The following is a 16,972-nucleotide window of genomic DNA, read 5'->3' as shown; positions in this document are numbered from 1 at the left end:
TCGGGGAGGAAACCGATGCTCGACCGCATCGGCAAGGCTCATTCGCTGGGTGTTAATGTGAATCATGGTGTCGGGGTCGGTGGTGAAGCGGGCGTTCCGGTACCGTTTTCATCCGTCTTCGGCGCAGGAAGTGGAGTTGTTGCGCACGTTCGGGTGTGTGCGGGTGGTCTACAACCGGGCGTTGGAGGCCCGCACGCAGGCGTGGTTCGGGGAGCAGCGTCGGGTGAACTACGTGCAGACCTCGGCCCTGCTCACTGCGTGGAAGAAGACCGACGGGTTGGGGTTTCTCAACGAGGTGCCGTTGCAGCAGTCGCTGCGACACTTGCAGTCGGCGTTCGCGGCGTTCTGAGAGAAGCGGTCTCGCTATCCGCGGTTCAAGTCCCGCAAGCGGGGCAGGGCTTCCGCCGAGTACACCCGGTCTGCGTTCCGCTGGCGCGACGGCCGGCTGATGTTGGCGAAGATGGCCGAGCCGCTGGACATCGTGTGGTCCAGGCCGTTGCCCGAGGGCGCCGAGCCGTCCACGGTGACCGTGTCGCGTGACCCGGCCGGACGGTGGCACGTGTCGATCCTGGTCGAAACCACCATAATCCACGCCCCACCCACAGATCACGTCGTGGGTGTCGATGCGGGGATCACTTCCCTGGTCACGCTGTCGACCGGGGATAAGATCACCAACCCGAAGCACGAGCGGCGGGACCGGGAACGCCTGGCCCGCGCCCAGCGGGCGTTGGCCCGCAAGGAGAAGGGTTCCGCGAACCGGGTCAAGGCCCGGTTGCGGGTGGCTCGTGTCCATGCCCGTATCGCCGACCGTCGGCGGGATTTGTTGCACAAGCTGACCACTCGACTCGTCCGGGAGAACCAACTGGTCGTGATCGAGGACCTGGCGGTCCGCAACATGCTGCGCAACGGGTCGTTGGCCCGCGCGATCTCCGACGCGTCCTGGTCGGATCTGCGGTCGATGCTGGAGTACAAGTGCGACTGGTACGGCCGTGACCTGGTCGTGGTCGACCGGTGGCTGCCCAGCTCGAAGACGTGCTCGGACTGCGGGTACGTGCTGGACACGTTGCCGCTGCACGTCCGCGAGTGGACGTGCGACTGCGGGGCACGGCACGATCGCGACGTGAACGCCGCGCGCAACATCCTGGCCGCCGGGCAGGCGGTCACGGCCTGTGGAGCCGGGGTAAGACCGACCCGACGCTAGTCGGCGAGGCATCCGGCGAAACCTCCCTTCCGGGGGAGAAGAAGCAGGAACTGTCGGGCGCGAGCCCGGCGGGGAATCCCCTCTCTTCAGGGAGGGGAGGTTGTCAAGGTCGTCCCCATGCCCCCTTGCTAACACACGTCCACCGCGCCGGCTCGACAACGCGCTTGCCCCGGTCCGGCCGGAGGTGCTCGACTGCCGAAATGATGATCGAGTACACCCGCTACGGGGTGCCGGCCGACCGCGCCGAGGCGTTCGAGGCCGCCTACCGACGTGCCGCCGCGCACCTCGCCGCCGCCCCCGAGTGCCACGACTTCGAGCTGACCAAGGGCGACGGGGACTACGTCGTCCGCCTCACCTGGGCGGCGGATCCGGACGGTTTCCGCGCCGGGCCGCACTTCGCGCCGTTCACCGCCGAACTCGCCGACTTCGCCGCGTACGCCGACGAACCGCGCCGGCACGAGCCGGTCGACATCGGCCGGCCGGCGCCCACGCTCTACGAGTGGGCGGGCGGCGCGGAGGCGTTCGAGAAGCTGCTCCACGCCTTCTACCTGCGCGTGCCCGAGGACGAGCTGCTGGCGCCGTTGTTCGCCGGTATGGATCCCCACCACGCGCACCACGTCGCGGACTGGCTCGGTGAGGTCTTCGGCGGACCGAGCGCCTACTCGACGTCGCGCGGCGGGCACCGGGGGATGGTGGGCCGGCACCTGGGCAAGGGGATCACCGAGCAGCAGCGCAAGCGCTGGGTGTCGCTGCTGCTCGACACGGCGGACGACGTCGGCCTGCCGGACGACCCGGAGTTCCGCTCGGCGTTCGTCGGCTACCTGGAGTGGGGCACCAGGATGGCGGTGATCTTCTCGCGGCCCGGCGCCGAGCCGAACCCCGCCGAGCCCATGCCGACGTGGGACTGGGGCAACGTGCGCCCCTGGCAAGGATAGCCCCAGTAGCGGGTGACACAGCGTCGCGTTGGGCTGATCGGTGTAACGGATGACCCACGTCCGGGCGACCCCATTAGTGGCGTCTGTCACACATGGAGGCAAGCCATGCCCTCTCGTACCCGCCGCAGGCGGCTCGCCGTCACCTCCGCGCTCGTCCTGATCGCACCACTCCTCGTGGTCGGGCCGGCCGCTGCCGATCCCAACAACAACTCACCCGCCAAGCTCACCAAAGCCGTCACGCTCGACGGGGTGATGCGCCACCTCGACGCGTTCCAGGACATCGCCGACGTCCACGGCGACCGGGCCGCGGGAAGACCGGGCTACCGGGCGTCGGTCGACTACGTGGTCGACACCCTCACCTCCTCCGGCTACGCGCCCACCGTGCAGGAGTTCGAGTTCCCCTACAGCGAGGAGAAGTCCGAGCTCCAGCAGCTCACGCCCACGGCCAAGACCTACGTCGTGGACCGCGACTTCACCCGCAACGGCTTCACCCCGACGTTCATCGGCGAGGTCACCAGCACGGTCGTCCCCGTGGACGTGGTCATCCCGCCCGGCCCCGACCCGAACTCCAACACCAGCGGCTGCGAGGCGTCCGACTTCGTGACGTTCCCGGCGGGCAACATTGCCCTGCTGCAACGCGGCTCGTGCGGGTTCGCCCAGAAGACGCTCAACGCCCAGGCGGCGGGCGCGGTCGGCGTGATCCTGTTCAACGAGGGCCAGCCGGGCCGCACCGGCCTGTCCACGCCGATCGGCGACACACCAGGCCTGGCGATCCCGGTCGTCTTCGCCACCTTCGCGGTCGGCGCGGAACTGGCCTCCGACGGTCCGCGCGTCGTCCGCGTGAAGGTCGACTTCCTGTCCGACACCCGCACCGCGTGGAACGTGTTCGCCGAGTCGCGGGCAGGCCTCACCGGCAACACCGTGATGGCCGGCGCGCACCTCGACAGCGTCCAGGACGGCGCGGGGATCAACGACAACGGCACCGGCTCCGCCGCGCTGCTGGAGGTCGCGGTCAAGATGGCCAAGGTGAAGTCGAACAACCTGGTCCGGTTCGCCTGGTGGGGCGCCGAGGAGGAGGGCCTGCTCGGTTCGGAGCACTACATCGCGACGCTGCCGCAGGCCGAGCAGGACCGGATCGCGCTGTACCTGAACTTCGACATGGTCGGCTCGCCGAACTACTTCAACGGCGTCTACGACGGCGACAACTCCAGCGGCACCGCACCGCCCGGCTTCATCCCGCCCGGCTCGGCGGAGATCGAGGACGTGTTCGAGAAGTTCTACGCAGACCGCGGCGTGCCGTCGGAGGACACCGAGTTCTCCGGCCGGTCCGACTACGGGCCGTTCATCGCGGTGGGCATCCCGGCCGGTGGCCTGTTCACCGGGGCGGAGGGCGTGAAGACGGCGGCCCAGGCGGCGCTGTACGGCGGTGTGGCGGGCGCGGCGTACGACCCGTGCTACCACCAGCCGTGCGACAGCTTCACGCCTGTCGCGGACGGTGCCGACGCGGCGCTGTACGCACAGCTGGCGGCGGGCTACGACCTGCGCGGCAACGTCAACGCGGAGGCGCTGGACGTCAACGCCGACGCCATCGCCACGGCGGTCATCACGTTCGCCTTCGACACCTCGACCGTGAACGGCGTCCGCTCGCCGGGCAAGTCGCACGGCGCGGGCACGTCGTCGGTGCGGATCACCTCCTGACCGGACGTGGGGTCGAGGGCCCGGAAAACCGAGCCCCGACCCCGCCCCGGCCTCGCGCTGGCCCCGCCTTGGCCACGTGCTCAAGACCACCGGTCGTCTCCCACCGGCGGCACGGTGTGCTTGCGGACGTGTTGGAACAGCAGGTTCGTCTGCACCTCGCTCACCTCCCGCCGGGTGGTGAAGCGGTCCAGGACGAGGCGTTGCAGGTGGGCCGTGTCGGCGACGGCGACGTGCACCAGGAAGTCCTCCGGCCCGGCCACGTGCGACATCGCCATCACCTCCGGCAACGACAGCACGTAGTCCATGAACGGCTCCACGATCGCCCTCGTGTGCGGCCGGACGCGCACCGCGATGATCGCCTGCACCGGCCGTCCGACGGCGGCCAGGTCGACCTCCGCGTGGTAGCCGGTGATCACGCCGCGCTCGCGCAGCGCCCGGTGCCGGACCACGCACGTGGACGCCGCCACGTTGACCCGGTCCGCAAGATCCTTGTTGGGCAGCCGTGCGTCCTTCTGGAGCTCTTGCACGATGGCCGCGTCCACTGAATCCAACACGCCGAATCCCTCCGCCCGCCGAACAACCTGCGGAAGTGTCCCTCCGCGGCCGACGATAAGTCCACGATTCGGGCATGACGCGGTTGCGAACGACGGCGGTGCACGGTGGGCGCGACGACCTCGCCGACCTGGGCGTGCACGCCCTGCCGATCGACCTGTCCACCACCTACCCGATCCCCGACCAGACCGAGGGCGGCCACGCGCTCCAGGCGTTCGCCGAGGGCGCGGCGCGGGCCACCTCGCCGGTCTACTCCCGGCTGCACAACCCCACCGTGGCCCGGTTCGAGCAGGCCCTGGCCGCGCTGGAGGGCACGAGCGCTGCCGTGGCGTTCGGCAGCGGCATGGCCGCCGTGACCGCCGTGGTGCAGGCCGCTTGCGTGCTGACCGGCAAGACGCACGTGGTCGCGGTGCGGCCCATCTACGGCGGCACGGACCACCTCCTGTCGTCCGGCCTGCTCGGCGTCCGCACGACCTACGCCGCCGCCGACGAGGTCGCCGACACGATCACCCCGCAGACCGGCCTCGTGGTGGTCGAGACACCGGCCAATCCCAACCTGGACCTGCTCGACATCGCCGCCGTCGTCGCGCAGGCCGGTGACGTGCCGGTGGTCGTGGACAACACGTTCGCCACGCCCGTGCTCCAGAACCCCGCGGCCCACGGCGCCACCTACGTGCTGCACTCGGGCACCAAGTACCTGGGCGGCCACGGTGACGTGCTCGGCGGCGTGGTGGCGTGCGACGAGGAGCACGCCGCGCCGTTGCGCCAGGTCCGGATCATCACCGGCGCCGTGCTGCACCCGTTGGGCGGCTACCTCATGCACCGCGGCCTGGCCACGCTGCCGCTGCGCGTCGAGGCGGCCCAGCGCGGCGCGGTCGAGTTGGCGGCACGACTCGACGCGCACCCCGGCACCGGCCTCGTGCGGCACCCGAGCCTGCCCGGCGCCGACCCGGCCGGACTGATCGGCACGCAGATGCGCGGTCCGGGCGCGATGCTCGCGTTCACCACCCGCGAAGACCCGGCGGCGGTGGTGCACAGGCTGCGGCTCGTCACGCCCGCCGTCAGCCTCGGCTCGGTCGACTCGCTGATCGAGCACCCCGCCGCGCTCACTCACCGGCTGGTGCCAGACGCTGCCCGCGAGGCGTCCGGCGTGCCCGCGAACCTGCTGCGACTGAGCGTCGGCCTGGAGGACGTCGAGGACATTTGGGAGGACCTCGACCAGGCGCTTTCCGGACCTTGTGAACAGGATTACATCAAATCTTCCTCAAGCGGTTTCCGGGAGCCCGCCGCGAGCCACTAATGTGCGGTCGTCAGGAATGAGCAGCGTGCTGCGGAGTCGGACGCCGTCGAGTGCCCCAATCGGGCTGTGCGGCTGCCGGACCTGCCACAACGGGTCTCCGTGCGCGTCTGCTCGTTCCTCGACGAGAAGCCGGCGACGTGATGACCGCCGAACTGCGGTCTCCGCACAATTCGGTTCTCCCGCCCCGCCGGCAACCCAATGCATCCGCGGCGAATCCATCTTTGTCGGACCGTCGAGCGGATCTCGTGTCTCCGGTGCCCGCCGTGCCGCCCTCCGTCGGCAGGCGAGCCGTCCAAGCCCGTCGTTCGGCAGCCCACCAGGCCGCCGAACGGGTCGCGGTGCGCGACCACTAGCGCGCCGCGGGAAGGCCGACCGGGTCGGACGGGTGCCACGAGCAGCCGTCCGGCCCGGTCACCTAGGCTGGTGGGGTTCAATTAGACCGTCGGCGGAGCCGACAACCTGACAGAGGAATCCCAGCCGTGTCCGTCGTCGGTGTCCTCGCCCTCCAGGGCGACGTCCGTGAACACCTCGTGGCGTTGGCGGAAGCCGACGTCCTCGCCCGTCCGATCCGCAGGCCGGAGGAACTGGCCGAGGTCGACGGCGTGGTGCTGCCGGGCGGCGAGTCGACGACCATCAGCCGGCTGCTCGCCACGTTCGACCTGCTGGAACCGCTGCGCGCGCGGATCAAGGAAGGCATGCCGACCTACGGGTCGTGCGCCGGGATGATCCTGCTCGCCGACCAGGTCCTCGACGGGCGGCCGGACCAGCACCAGCTCGGCGGGCTCGACATCGTCGTGCGGCGCAACGCGTTCGGCCGGCAGGTGGATTCCTTCGAGTCCGATCTCGACTTCACCGACGTCGGCGACGTGCACGCGGTGTTCATCCGCGCCCCATGGGTGGAATCGGCGGGTCCAGAGGTGGAAGTGCTCGCCCGGGTGCCCGAATCACCGGACGCGGGAGAGGCCGCCGGTAGGATCGTCGCGGTTCGGCAGGGGCACGTGCTCGCCACCTCGTTCCACCCGGAACTGACCGGCGACGGGCGGGTGCACCGCCTTTTCGTGGACATGGTCCGTGCGGCGGGCTGAGTATTCGACGGAGGACAAATGAGCGGCCACTCGAAGTGGGCGACCACCAAGCACAAGAAGGCCGCAATCGACGCCAAGCGCGGCAAGCTCTTCGCGCGGCTGATCAAGAACATCGAGGTGGCGGCCCGCACCGGTGGTAGCGATCTCGACGGCAACCCGACCCTGTACGACGCCGTCCAGAAGGCGCGGAAGAACTCCGTGCCGCTGGACAACATCGAGCGTGCGCGCAAGCGCGGCGGCGGCGAGGAGGCGGGCGGCGCGGACTGGCAGACCATCATGTACGAGGGCTACGGCCCCAACGGCGTGGCGGTGCTGGTCGAGTGCCTGACCGACAACCGCAACCGGGCCGCGTCCGAGGTCCGCACCGCGATGAGCCGCAACGGCGGTTCGATGGCCGACCCCGGCTCGGTGGCCTACATGTTCGCCCGCAAGGGCGTGGTGATCGTGCCGAAGGGCGACCTGTCCGAGGACGACGTGCTGATGGCGGTGCTGGACGCGGGCGCCGAGGAGGTCAACGACCTGGGCGAGAGCTACGAGGTCGTGTCCGAGGCCGGTGACCTGGTCGCGGTGCGCAAGGCGCTCCAGGACGCCGGGTACGACTACGAGTCGGCCGAGGCGAACTTCCTGCCGTCGGTGTCCGTGCAGCTGGAGGCGGACGGCGCGCGGAAGATCTTCAAGCTGATCGACGCGCTCGAGGACTGCGACGACGTGCAGAACGTGTTCGCGAACTTCGACGTCACCGACGAGGTGATGGCGGAGGTCGACTGACCTCCCGCTCTCGTCTCCGCAGCCCCGCGTCCGGTCGTGCCCGGCGCGGGGCTGTCGGCTGTGTCGGAGCGGTGCTTATGCGGGGTTAACGGACGGAACGGGCACAATGGGCCGGGTGTCGAGCCCTGCCGCCCCGAGCCCACAAGACATCAACCTGCGCAATTGGCTGCTGACGCAGGCCGAACTGCACGGCCACGCGGTGGTCTCCGTGCCCGAGGACGCCGAAGGCGCCGGGTACTCGTTCTCCGTCGGCGCCTGGCGCAGATTCGGCGTTGCCGAGGCGGTGGTGCTCGGACTGCCCGAGGAGCACGCCAAGGTGCTCATCCACGCCTACGTCGACCGTGCCCGTAAGGGTGAGCGGTTCGTGCCGGGCCGGCTCTACTACGACTTCTTCGAGGGCGTGCCGGTCACGTTCGAGCGGGTGTTCAAGGGCTTCTACCCGGAGTTCTTCGGCAGCGCGTTCCTGCTCTACGGCAAGGGCGACTTCGCCGCCCTCCAGATCATCGTGCCGACCGCTGAGGGCCGGTTCCCGTGGCACCACGACGCGCCGATGGGCTTCGGCGACTGGCAGCTGCTGCTGACCGAGAGCGGTCGGCCGGAGAGCTGGGAGCCGGGCGTCAACGGTCCGTGACCGGCGCCACGTTGTCCGGGAAACGTTGTCAGGTGTCAGGTGACCGACCATGGACAACGCCTGTTGGGTTATCACTGTCCTGTGCGCCGGGATGTCGGGGACGCCGCACGCGGTAAGGGGGAGGCACGCCCCGTCCCACGCAGGCGATAGGGGGAGCTGCGTGGGACGGGGCGCGTGACGGAGGCTTGGTCGCGGGGGCCCCGCCCGTGCCAAGGAATGGGCCGTGGGGGGAGTTTCCGAGGCTCCCCCCACCGCAAACTTCCGGCGGCAAGACCTCTGGCGGCAAGACCTCTGGCGGCAAGACCTCCGGCGGCAAGACCGCTGGCGGCACGACCTCGGGCCAAAGCCTCCGGGGCGCTGCTCAGGGCGTGCGGCCGAGCAGTGCGATCAGCCTGGTCTGGGCGTCCGAGTCCGCGGGCACCGGCACCGGCGGGTCGAACAGCCCGCTCGCCGCCCACGACTCGGCGTTCGGCTCGATGTACTCGAGCACCGCCTCGGCCACGTCCGGGTCGATCCGCTCGTCCACCCCGATGGCGCGGGCGAGGTCCCACGCGTGCACGGCCAGATCGGTCGTCATCTGCCAGCCGTACTCCGTGGCCGGCGACTTGCCGGAGCTCAGGTGGACCGACTTCAGCAACGCCTTCGGCGCGATCCACGCCTCCCTCGCCGCGGCCGCCGCCAGCACCCACGAGTGCAGCGGGTCCTCACCGAGCTGGTCGCCGTCGAAGCGGTCGCCCACCTGCTCGATCGTGCAGCCGGCCAGCAGTTCCGGCGCCCACAGCTGCTCGTGGACCAGGTGGTTGACCAGGTCGCGGACCGTCCACTCCTTGCAAGGTGTGCCCCAGTCCCACTGCTCGGGGCGCACCCGGCGCACCCGCGAGTCGAACTCCGTCATCGCGCGTCCGTGAGCCTCGATCAGATCCACCCCACGAGTGCACCAAACGTTGGCCCGAACCGCACCCCGAGCCGGGTATCGGTCCACGGGACCGTGCGCAGACTTGATCTAGTGCACCCGTACGGCGTAACGACGGATCACTTGAACGCGGCGGCGTTGCGCGCGGCCCAGTCGGCGAACGTGCGGGCCGGACGGCCGACGACCCGCTCGACGTCCGGGCTCACCCGCTGCTCCTCCGCAGACGGCGTGCCCAGGATGCCGAGGGTGGCTTCCACGACCGGCGCGGGCATGAACCCCAGCATCTGCGCCCGTGCCTCGTCACGGGTCTGCTCGACGAACCGCACCGGCTCGCCCAGCGCGTCCCCGATCGCCGCCGCCTGCTGCCGGGGAGTGATCGGGGTGGGGCCGGTCAGCACGTACGTCGCGCCCGCGTGACCCGGCTGCCGCAGCGCCACGGCCGCCACCTCGGCGATGTCGTCCGGGTCGACGGTGGGCAGCGCGACATCGCCGAACGGCGCCGCGACCACCCTCTCCGCGCGGATCGTCGCGGCCCACGCGAAGGCGTTCGAGTCGAAACCGCCGGGCCGCAGCATCGTCCACGGCAGCCCCGCCCCCTTGACGGCGTCCTCCAGCTCCGACGGGTGGCGGCCCGTGCCGACGCCCTGCGAGGACAGCAGGACGACCCGTTGGACGCCACCGGCCCGCGCGAGGTCGAGGACGCCTCCCAGCACGGTCCCGTCGCCACCGGCCGCCATCCAGTCGGCGGTGGCGGTCAGCAGGAACAGCGCGTCGGCGCCGTCGAGCGCCGGCTTGAGGCTTTCCGGTTCCATCAGGTCCGCCGCCAGCGTGCGCACCCCCGCGGGCACGTCCACCGCCGAGATCTTGCGCGACACGGCGGTCACCTGCTCACCGGCCGAGTCCAGTGCCCGCACGAGCGTCCGGCCGACGTTCCCCGTCGCCCCAGTCACCACGATCATGTCCACTCCCGAGTAGTCGCTCACTGCGTACTCGGGGGAAGTTACTGTCCTCGGTATAGTAGGTACCTAGGGGAAAGTAATGGCGGAAGGGGCTCGCTGTGACCAGTGGCACAACGTGGACGGCCGGCGAGACGTCGGATCCGGAGCTGGCGTGCCCCATCGCGCCGGTGGTCGACATGGTGTTCAGCCGCTGGACGACGCCGATCCTGTGGACGCTGAACGAGTTCGGCCGGCTGCGGTTCGTGGAGCTGTCCCGCCGCATCACCACGATCACGCCCAAGGTGCTGACCCAGCGGTTGCGGCAACTGGAACGCGACGGGCTCGTCATCCGCACCTACCACGCCGAAGTCCCGCCGCGGGTCGAGTACGAGATCAGCGAACTCGGCCGCAGCCTCGCGCCGTTGTTCGCGGCCTTGGCCGAGTGGACGGCGGTCAACCTGGAGAAAGTCGAGCGGGCCCGGCAGGACCACGACGGGCGGGAACGAGTCGGTGGTCGGCGCAACTGAGTGACCCGAGAAGTCCGCATTAATGCGGATAAAACGCAACGACCCGCCGCGGCGGCGGTGCGGCGGGTCGACGCGCCCCACAAGCATGCACCACATTCCTGAATCCCAGCTGATGGTTTGCCCGATCGGGTGTCGATTCGTCACGCCCGAAAACACCTCGCCGCGCCGGACCCGGCCGCACTACCCTCCGGCGCGATGACCACCGTCCTCTGGCTCTTCGGCCCGTCCGGCGTCGGCAAGTCCACGGTCGGCTGGCTGGTCTACCGCACGCTCGACCGCGCCGCGTACGTCGACACCGACCAGCTCGGCCTCTGCTACCCGGAGTCCGCCGACGACCCCGAGAACCACCGGGTCAAGTCCAGTGCGCTCGGCGCGCTGTGGCCGGAGTTCGAGGACGCCCCGCTCGTCGTCTCCGGCGGTCTCGACACCACGGCCACCGCCCGCCGCTACACCGACCGGCTGCCCGGCGCGGACGTCACGCTGTGCCGGTTGCGGGTGAACCGCGCCGAACTGCGGACCCGGTTCCTCGGCCGGGGTTGGCTCACCGACCAGGTCGACCTGGTGCTGGCCGAAGCCGACGAGCTGGACCGCGCCGACTTCGGCGACTTCACCGTGGACACCGACGGCCGTGCGCCCGCCGAGGTCGCGGCCGACGTGCGCGCGAGGTGGATCGATTGACCGTCCTCTGGATCACCGGACCGCGTGCGGTGGGCAAGTCGGTGGTGGGCTGGGCGGTGTTCACCCGGCTCACCACGACCACCAAGGCCGGCTACGTCGACCTGGCCCAGATCACCTTCGCCACGCCGCCGCTCGACGCGGCACGCCAGGCACGCCGGCTCGACGCGGTCTGGCGCACCCATCGTGAGGAAGGCGCCCGGCACCTCGTCGTCTCCGGCGAGTACGCCGACCTGCTGCCGGAGGCGAAGCTGTGCAGGCTGGACGCGAGCCACGACGAGCTCGTGGCCCGCCTGCTCATGCGGGGCAGGGGAGAGGGTCCGCCCATCCCCGGTGACGACCTCCGGGGACGGTCGGCGGAGGACCTGCGCCGGCTGGCCGTTCCCGCGTCCACGCCGGACGCCGATCTCGTGGTCGACACCGACGGCCGGACCGTCGACGAGATCGCGGACCGGATCGTGGCCGAGTTCTTCAGCGCCTGATCATTCCGTGGCTGATCATTCCGGGCCTGATCACTCCGCGCCGCGGGTCTTGACGACCAGCGACGCGAGCCGCCACGTGCCGCCGTCCGGAATGGCCTGTGGCGCCTCGGCCAGTGCCAGGTCCGGGAACCGTTGCAGCACAGCGGAAAGCGCCACCTCGGTCTGCACCTTGGCGAACGCCGCGCCGAGGCAGAAGTGCGGGCCGTGCGAGTAGCCGAGGTGCCCGGCCGTGGGCTCCCGGGTGACGTCCAGGTCGTCCGGCGCGGCGAACACGCGCGGGTCGCGGTTGGCGGACATGATCGCGGCCATCACCGGTTGGCCCTTGTCGATCACCACGTCGCCGACGGTCACCTCCTCCCGCGTGTACCTGGGCGCGGTGAGCAGTTGCGGGCCGACCCACCGGGTCAGCTCCTCCACCGCGCGCGGCATCAGGCTGGGGTCCGCCCGCAGGGCCGCGAGCTGGTCGGGGTGGGTGAGCAGCGCTTCCAGGCCGTTGACGATGAGGTTCGCCGGAGTCTGCCCGGCCAGCACCAGCTGCCACACCAGGGTGACCAGCTCGGCGTCGGACAGCCGGTCGCCGTCGTCGTCCTGCACGCGCAGCAACTGGGAGATCAGGTCGTCACCCGGTGACGTCCGGCGCAGCTGGACGGCCGCCTTCGCGCCCTCGATGATCCCCGGGATCGCGGCGAGGAACCCCGGTCCGTAGCCCGCCACCACGGCCGCGCCGTACTCACGCCACCGCGGCCGGTCTTCGGCGGGGATGCCCACCAGCTCGCAGATCACGTCCATCGGCAGCGGGCGGGCGAAGTGCGGCATGAGGTCCACCGTGTCGCCGTCCGGCAGGGCGTCGAGCAGCGCGGCCACGATCGCCTCGATGCGCGGCCGGAAGCCCTCCGCCCGACGCGCGGTGAACGCGGGCGCGGCCAGCCTGCGCAGCCGGACGTGCTCCGGACCCTCCATCTCGGACATCGTGCGCAGGTACGGCAGGCAGTGGTCCGGGATGCCGGGCAGGCGCATGAAGCTGTTGGCGTTCAGCTCGAAGCGCGGGTCGCCGAGCATCGCGCGGGCGTCCTCGTGCCGGGTCAGGATCCACAGGTCACCCATGCCGGGCACGGTCATCCGCGCCACCGGCGAGTCCTCGCGGGCCTTGGCGTAGGCGGTGAACGGGTCGTGCAGCACTTCGGGGTTGGCGGGGTCGATCTCGGGAACGGTCACCGCGGGCCTCCACATGTTCAGATCAGATGTTCTCATCATCTGAATGGTGACGGTATCTTGACTGCGTGACGCGTGGCAAACGGGGTGCGTGATGGTGCGGCTGAGCAGGGCGGAAGCGCAGGAGCGCAACCGGGCACGGGTGTTGGACGCGGCCCGCGCCGAGTTCGCCGAACGCGGGTTCCGGGACGCCAAGATCGACACGATCGCCCAGCGCGCCGAGCTCACCCGGGGCGCGGTGTACTCGAACTTCCCCGGTAAGCGCGCGCTCTACTTCGCCGTGCTGGCCGACCTCGTCGAGCGCGCTTCGACACCGACCAACCCGCAACGCGGCCCGGACGTGCGCGAAGCCTTGGGCGCGTTGGCCCGCGCGTGGGTCACTTCGCTCAGCCACGACGCGTTGGCGCGGGACTTCATGCCCGAGGTGGTCGCGGAGGAGGTCACGCGGCGGCCGTTCACGCAGTTGCTGAAGCTGGACGCGCTGCTGCTGAGCCTGGCGATGGAAGCCCTCGAACCGGCCACGACGCCGCCCGGCTCGCCGCCGTTCCGGATGGTGCGCAAGGCGGAGATCGTGCTCACGACCCTGCACGGCGCGAGCCAGCTGGCAACCGCCGCGCCCGGCTTCCTGGAGCCGTTCGACGTGGTCAGCGCGTGCGAGCAGTTGGCGGGCCTGGAGTTGAGCGACTGGTGGCCGCCGCCGGCCCGTGCGTCGGTGCGGCGCGAGGACAAGCCGTGGACGCCGCCGACCGTGGTCGATCTCGTGCGTGGTGAGCCGGTGACGCCGGACGAGGACGGCGTGGTCGTCGTGCTGGGGCTCAACCGGCTGGCCGCCGTCGAGGAGGCGGTGCGGACCGGTGCGCGGGTCACCCTGGCGATGGTCACCGGCACGCCGTCGGAACTGGCCCCGTTGGCACGACTGGTGGTGGCGCAGGTGTGCGTCAGCCTGCGGCAGGCGTTCCCGGTGGGCGCGTGGCCCGCGGTGCGGGTGGTGTGCGACGAGACGGGCGCGTTGGCGGGCGCGGCGGGCGTGCCGGCCGTGAGCGACGAGACCGAGACCGCGATCCGCGTCGAAGGAGGCCGGATCGTGGCGCGGGCCGAGGGCTCAGGCGCGGGTCACGCGGTCAGCTCCGGGGCGCGGGTGCGGACCTAGGCGCGGTCCTCGGCGCGGGCGCGGTCTTGGACGTGGCCGGGCGGCGTTCCAGCACCTTGCGGAAGTCCGCCGGGATCGGGGTGCTGCGCAGCTCCGGCGTGCCGAACGAGACGTAGCGGTTCCAGCCGGTGACGACCGGCGTGCCGTCCACGTCGCCGTCGAACCCCATGGTCAACGTGGTGGTGCCGAGCGTCCGCACGCGCACCGAGATGCGCAGCAGGTCGTCGAACCGGGCCGGGCTGAGGTACCGGATGGAGGTCTCGGCCATCACGAAGTCGATGCCGTGCTTCTCCAACTCCTTGTATGACCCCAGCATCGAGCGCAGGGTCTCCACCATCGCGGCCTCGAAGAAGACCGCGTAGCGCGAGGCGTGCACGATCCCCTGGCGGTCGCAGTCGACCGGGCGCACCCGCACCCGGTGCACGTGGGCAGCTCGCGGGTCAGCCATGTCGGCGATCCTATGGGGTCGCCGGAACCGCCTGTTTCGGCCTAGCGGCTGCTGCTCCGAGCGACGCCGCCACCAGCTGCCCGACCGCGACCAGCAAGATCACCGCCGTCGGCGGCCAGGCGGTGAGCAACGCGCCGCCGCCCGCCGCGCCCGCCGCGAACGCGCCGACCTTCAAGCTCGCCCCGGTGGTCGACACCTGCCCCAGCAATCCCTCGGGCGTGTACCGCTGGCGGGCGGTGATCGTGGCGGTCAGCGTCGGCCCCTGAGCCATGCCGCTGAGCACCGCCAACCCCAGGAGCACCGGGAAGTGCGCGGTCACCGGCCAGAGCGCGAGCGTCGCCCCGTACAGCGCGACGGTCGTGAAGACCACCCGTTCGGGACGCCACCGCGGCAGCCGCCGGCGGACCGCCAGGATGCTCGCCACGCAGCCCACTTCCATGGCCGCCCACACGATCCCGGTCTGGTTCTCGTCGACGCCCAGCACGCCGAGGTGCAGCGGCAGCGCCGTGACGAGCATGCCGACCGACCCGTACCCGATCACCGACGCGACCGTGGCGCCGCGCAGCGGGGGAGTGGTGGCCAGGTGCCGCAGGCCCCGCCGCATCGCCGAACGCAGTGACGGGTGCTCGGTGGGCGGGTGCGGCGGCACGCGCAAGGTCGTCGTGCACAGACCGCCGGCCAACGACAGCGCGCCGACCACGGCCACCGCCACGGCGGGCGACGCGGCCGTGCTCAGCACCGCCGCGAGCGCGGGCCCGCCGATCGCCGCCACGTTGAACAACAGCGCGTCCTGCGACGTGGCCTTCGGCAGGTCGGTCGCCAGACGCGGGACCAGGCTGGTGAACCCGCCGCTCGTCATCGGCAGCGTGATGCCCGCGACGAACGCGGCGACCACGAGCCACGGCGCGGACGCGAAGACCATCGCCAGCGCCATCGCGGACAGCACGAACTGGTTGGCCGCCAACGCGGACACCGGCCGGCGGGTCCGGTCGAGCCACGCGCCGAGCAGCGGTCCGGACAGGATCGACGGCACCGTGTACGCGGCGATCACGGCACCCGACAACAGCGGCGAGTCGGTGCGCGACAAGGCCAGCAGCACCACGGCCACGGCGACCATCTCGTCCGCGAGCCGGGCGAGGCCGGCGGACCACAGGTACCGGACCATCACCCCGAGCGGCGGTGGCGGCGCACGCTCTCCTCGACCAGGTCGAGCACGGGTTCGAGGTCGTCCGCGGGCAGGCCCATGGCCAGGTGCGACACCAGGCCCTCCAGCACCAACTCCAGGAACGACGTCAGCACGTCCACGTCCACGTCGTCGCGCAGGTTCCCGGCTTCGCGCTGGCGCTCCAACCGCTGCCGCGTCGCGTCGGTCAGCTGGCGCGACCGCTCCGCCCACCGGGCCCGGAACTCGGGATCGGTGCGCAGTCGGCGGGACACTTCCAGCCGGGTGCCCAGCCAGTCGGCGGGGTGCTCGACCACCTCCGGGTCGGGCGGCGCCAGCAGGTCGCGCATGACCTGCACCAGACCCTGCTCCGCGACGACCTCCGCCATCCGCAGCGCGTCGTCCTCGGCGAGGGCGAGGAACAGCGACTCCTTGTCCCGGAAGTGGTGGAAGATCGCGCCCCTGGACAGGCCGGTAGCCTCCTCGAGACGGCGCACGGTCGCGCCTTCGTAGCCGAAACGCGCGAAACACGCACGCGCGCCGTCAAGGATCTGGCGGCGGCGGGCATCGAGGTGGTCCTGGCTCACCCTGGGCACCGGTCGATGTTGCCAGGGCCGCCCGGGGAAATCCAATCAGTACGTACGGCTTGACTTGTTCCACTTTGGGGTGGACTTGCCGATCAGCGCTCGAACCCCCTGGTCAACGTCACTACGGTGGCGCACCGTGACCGCAGGTGAGGACATCCGGCCGCCGCTGAGGCTGGTGCCGGGATTGGGCTGGTCGAGTGGACCGTCCACGGTGGACCGCAATCGGCGCGGACCGGACTTGATCGATCTGATCAGGCTGGTCGGTCGTCGGCCCGGCGAACCGGCCGACAACTCGATCGGGAGCGAGGTGGTGGTGTTCGAGACGTTGTGCGTCCCGGAGCCGCTGCGCACACCCGCGTACACGCTCGCGCTCGGTGACGACGGAGCGCACGGCAGTCCCGGGGTGGCCGCGCTCCAGCACGCGCGGTTCTTCGTGCACGAGGCGGCGTTGCACGCGTGCGTCGGCGACGGATCGGTGATGGCCGACCAGTTGGACGTGCTCGCCGACCGGCGTGACGTGCCGGTGCGGCTGGTGCCGTTCGCGGCGGGGCACGTGGGCGTGCTGCGCTCGTCGTTCGCCGTGCCCACCGGGCGCCGTCAGGTCGAGGTGCTGGACCGGATCGCGTTGGACGTGCCGTCGTCGCGCGCCGAGTTCCGCCGCTGGGCCGCCGACTACCGCCACCGCTGAACCGGGTCCGCGCACCGGCT

19 protein-coding genes and 1 pseudogene are annotated in these 16,972 nt (G+C 71.0%); 13 read left to right on the top strand and 7 right to left on the bottom strand.

Annotated elements, in window-relative coordinates; all coding sequences use genetic code 11:
* Positions 1-64: 64 nt before the first annotated feature.
* From F4560_RS44795 to F4560_RS19310, 4 genes and pseudogenes are all read left to right on the top strand, one after another.
* A complete protein-coding gene (locus tag F4560_RS44795; protein WP_246477844.1) occupies positions 65-349 on the top strand; it encodes a helix-turn-helix domain-containing protein in 285 nt (94 codons plus the stop codon).
* 69 nt (positions 350-418) lie between these two features.
* Positions 419-1,201 (top strand): annotated as a pseudogene (locus F4560_RS43680) (RNA-guided endonuclease InsQ/TnpB family protein); the annotation flags it as partial.
* A 200-nt stretch (positions 1,202-1,401) separates the two neighbouring features.
* A complete protein-coding gene (locus tag F4560_RS19315) occupies positions 1,402-2,136 on the top strand; it encodes a group II truncated hemoglobin (protein ID WP_184921908.1) in 735 nt (244 codons plus the stop codon).
* A 105-nt stretch (positions 2,137-2,241) separates the two neighbouring features.
* Positions 2,242-3,834 (top strand): M28 family metallopeptidase, encoded by a 1,593-nt coding sequence (locus F4560_RS19310; RefSeq protein WP_184921906.1) that lies wholly within the window; start codon positions 2,242-2,244, stop codon positions 3,832-3,834.
* An 80-nt stretch (positions 3,835-3,914) separates the two neighbouring features.
* On the opposite strand, the gene F4560_RS19305 is transcribed toward F4560_RS19310, so the two are convergent.
* Complete coding sequence (locus F4560_RS19305; protein ID WP_184921904.1) at positions 3,915-4,388, bottom strand: Lrp/AsnC family transcriptional regulator; 474 nt, start codon at positions 4,386-4,388, stop codon at positions 3,915-3,917.
* A gap of 74 nt (positions 4,389-4,462) precedes the next feature.
* Between F4560_RS19305 and F4560_RS19300 the strand changes: the two genes are divergently transcribed.
* From F4560_RS19300 to F4560_RS19285, 4 genes are all read left to right on the top strand, one after another.
* The gene (locus tag F4560_RS19300) at positions 4,463-5,686 is read left to right on the top strand and encodes a trans-sulfuration enzyme family protein (protein WP_184921902.1); all 1,224 of its coding nucleotides are present in this window, start codon (positions 4,463-4,465) and stop codon (positions 5,684-5,686) included.
* Positions 5,687-6,165: 479 nt separating this feature from the next.
* Positions 6,166-6,771, top strand: a complete 606-nt coding sequence (gene pdxT, locus F4560_RS19295) for a pyridoxal 5'-phosphate synthase glutaminase subunit PdxT (protein ID WP_184921900.1) — start codon at positions 6,166-6,168, stop codon at positions 6,769-6,771.
* 18 nt (positions 6,772-6,789) lie between these two features.
* Positions 6,790-7,539 (top strand): YebC/PmpR family DNA-binding transcriptional regulator, encoded by a 750-nt coding sequence (locus F4560_RS19290; protein ID WP_184921898.1) that lies wholly within the window; start codon positions 6,790-6,792, stop codon positions 7,537-7,539.
* A 106-nt stretch (positions 7,540-7,645) separates the two neighbouring features.
* Complete coding sequence (locus F4560_RS19285) at positions 7,646-8,170, top strand: DUF4262 domain-containing protein (protein ID WP_184921896.1); 525 nt, start codon at positions 7,646-7,648, stop codon at positions 8,168-8,170.
* Between the two features lie 361 nt (positions 8,171-8,531).
* On the opposite strand, the gene F4560_RS19280 is transcribed toward F4560_RS19285, so the two are convergent.
* Together F4560_RS19280 and F4560_RS19275 are read right to left on the bottom strand one after the other, a co-directional pair.
* Positions 8,532-9,065 (bottom strand): TIGR03086 family metal-binding protein, encoded by a 534-nt coding sequence (locus tag F4560_RS19280; protein WP_184921894.1) that lies wholly within the window; start codon positions 9,063-9,065, stop codon positions 8,532-8,534.
* 137 nt (positions 9,066-9,202) lie between these two features.
* Positions 9,203-10,042 carry an NAD(P)H-binding protein gene (locus F4560_RS19275; RefSeq protein ID WP_184921892.1) on the bottom strand — a complete coding sequence of 280 codons (840 nt, stop codon included), beginning with the start codon at positions 10,040-10,042 and terminating at the stop codon, positions 9,203-9,205.
* 176 nt (positions 10,043-10,218) lie between these two features.
* Here F4560_RS19275 and F4560_RS19270 point away from each other — a divergent pair, with 176 nt between their 5' ends.
* The 3 genes from F4560_RS19270 to F4560_RS19260 all read left to right on the top strand — a co-directional run bounded on the left by F4560_RS19270 (position 10,219) and on the right by F4560_RS19260 (position 11,705).
* A complete protein-coding gene (locus F4560_RS19270; RefSeq protein ID WP_184929250.1) occupies positions 10,219-10,548 on the top strand; it encodes a winged helix-turn-helix transcriptional regulator in 330 nt (109 codons plus the stop codon).
* Positions 10,549-10,743: 195 nt separating this feature from the next.
* Positions 10,744-11,226 carry a hypothetical protein gene (locus F4560_RS19265; protein ID WP_184921891.1) on the top strand — a complete coding sequence of 161 codons (483 nt, stop codon included), beginning with the start codon at positions 10,744-10,746 and terminating at the stop codon, positions 11,224-11,226.
* Positions 11,223-11,705, top strand: coding sequence for a nucleoside/nucleotide kinase family protein (locus F4560_RS19260; protein WP_184921889.1), 483 nt, complete (start codon positions 11,223-11,225; stop codon positions 11,703-11,705). Before F4560_RS19265 ends, F4560_RS19260 begins: the two co-directional genes overlap by 4 nt.
* 30 nt (positions 11,706-11,735) lie before the next feature.
* Here F4560_RS19260 and F4560_RS19255 read toward each other — a convergent pair whose 3' ends face one another.
* On the bottom strand, positions 11,736-12,920 hold the full coding sequence (locus F4560_RS19255; protein ID WP_312869368.1) for a cytochrome P450 family protein: 1,185 nt from the start codon (positions 12,918-12,920) through the stop codon (positions 11,736-11,738).
* A gap of 91 nt (positions 12,921-13,011) precedes the next feature.
* On the opposite strand from F4560_RS19255, the gene F4560_RS19250 reads away from it, so the two are divergent.
* A complete protein-coding gene (locus F4560_RS19250; protein WP_184921887.1) occupies positions 13,012-14,067 on the top strand; it encodes a TetR/AcrR family transcriptional regulator in 1,056 nt (351 codons plus the stop codon).
* Here F4560_RS19250 and F4560_RS19245 read toward each other — a convergent pair.
* From F4560_RS19245 to F4560_RS19235, 3 genes are read right to left on the bottom strand one after another with little or no spacing between them, the layout of a single operon-like run.
* Positions 14,039-14,515: an acyl-CoA thioesterase gene (locus F4560_RS19245; RefSeq protein WP_184921885.1), complete on the bottom strand. Its 477-nt coding sequence runs from the start codon at positions 14,513-14,515 to the stop codon at positions 14,039-14,041. The genes F4560_RS19250 and F4560_RS19245 overlap by 29 nt on opposite strands.
* 10 nt (positions 14,516-14,525) lie before the next feature.
* Positions 14,526-15,680 (bottom strand): MFS transporter, encoded by a 1,155-nt coding sequence (locus tag F4560_RS19240; RefSeq protein WP_184921883.1) that lies wholly within the window; start codon positions 15,678-15,680, stop codon positions 14,526-14,528.
* Entirely contained in the window at positions 15,680-16,273 is a 594-nt protein-coding gene (locus F4560_RS19235) for a TetR/AcrR family transcriptional regulator (RefSeq protein WP_184921881.1), read from the bottom strand. Before F4560_RS19235 ends, F4560_RS19240 begins: the two co-directional genes overlap by 1 nt.
* A gap of 127 nt (positions 16,274-16,400) precedes the next feature.
* Between F4560_RS19235 and F4560_RS44790 the strand changes: the two genes are divergently transcribed.
* Entirely contained in the window at positions 16,401-16,952 is a 552-nt protein-coding gene (locus tag F4560_RS44790; protein ID WP_184921879.1) for a Scr1 family TA system antitoxin-like transcriptional regulator, read from the top strand.
* The last annotated feature ends 20 nt before the right edge of the window (positions 16,953-16,972 follow it).

The sequence above is a fragment of the Saccharothrix ecbatanensis genome (genome assembly GCF_014205015.1).
GTDB lineage: Bacteria > Actinomycetota > Actinomycetes > Mycobacteriales > Pseudonocardiaceae > Actinosynnema > Actinosynnema ecbatanense.
This window is presented reverse-complemented; position numbering and strand designations above follow the sequence as displayed.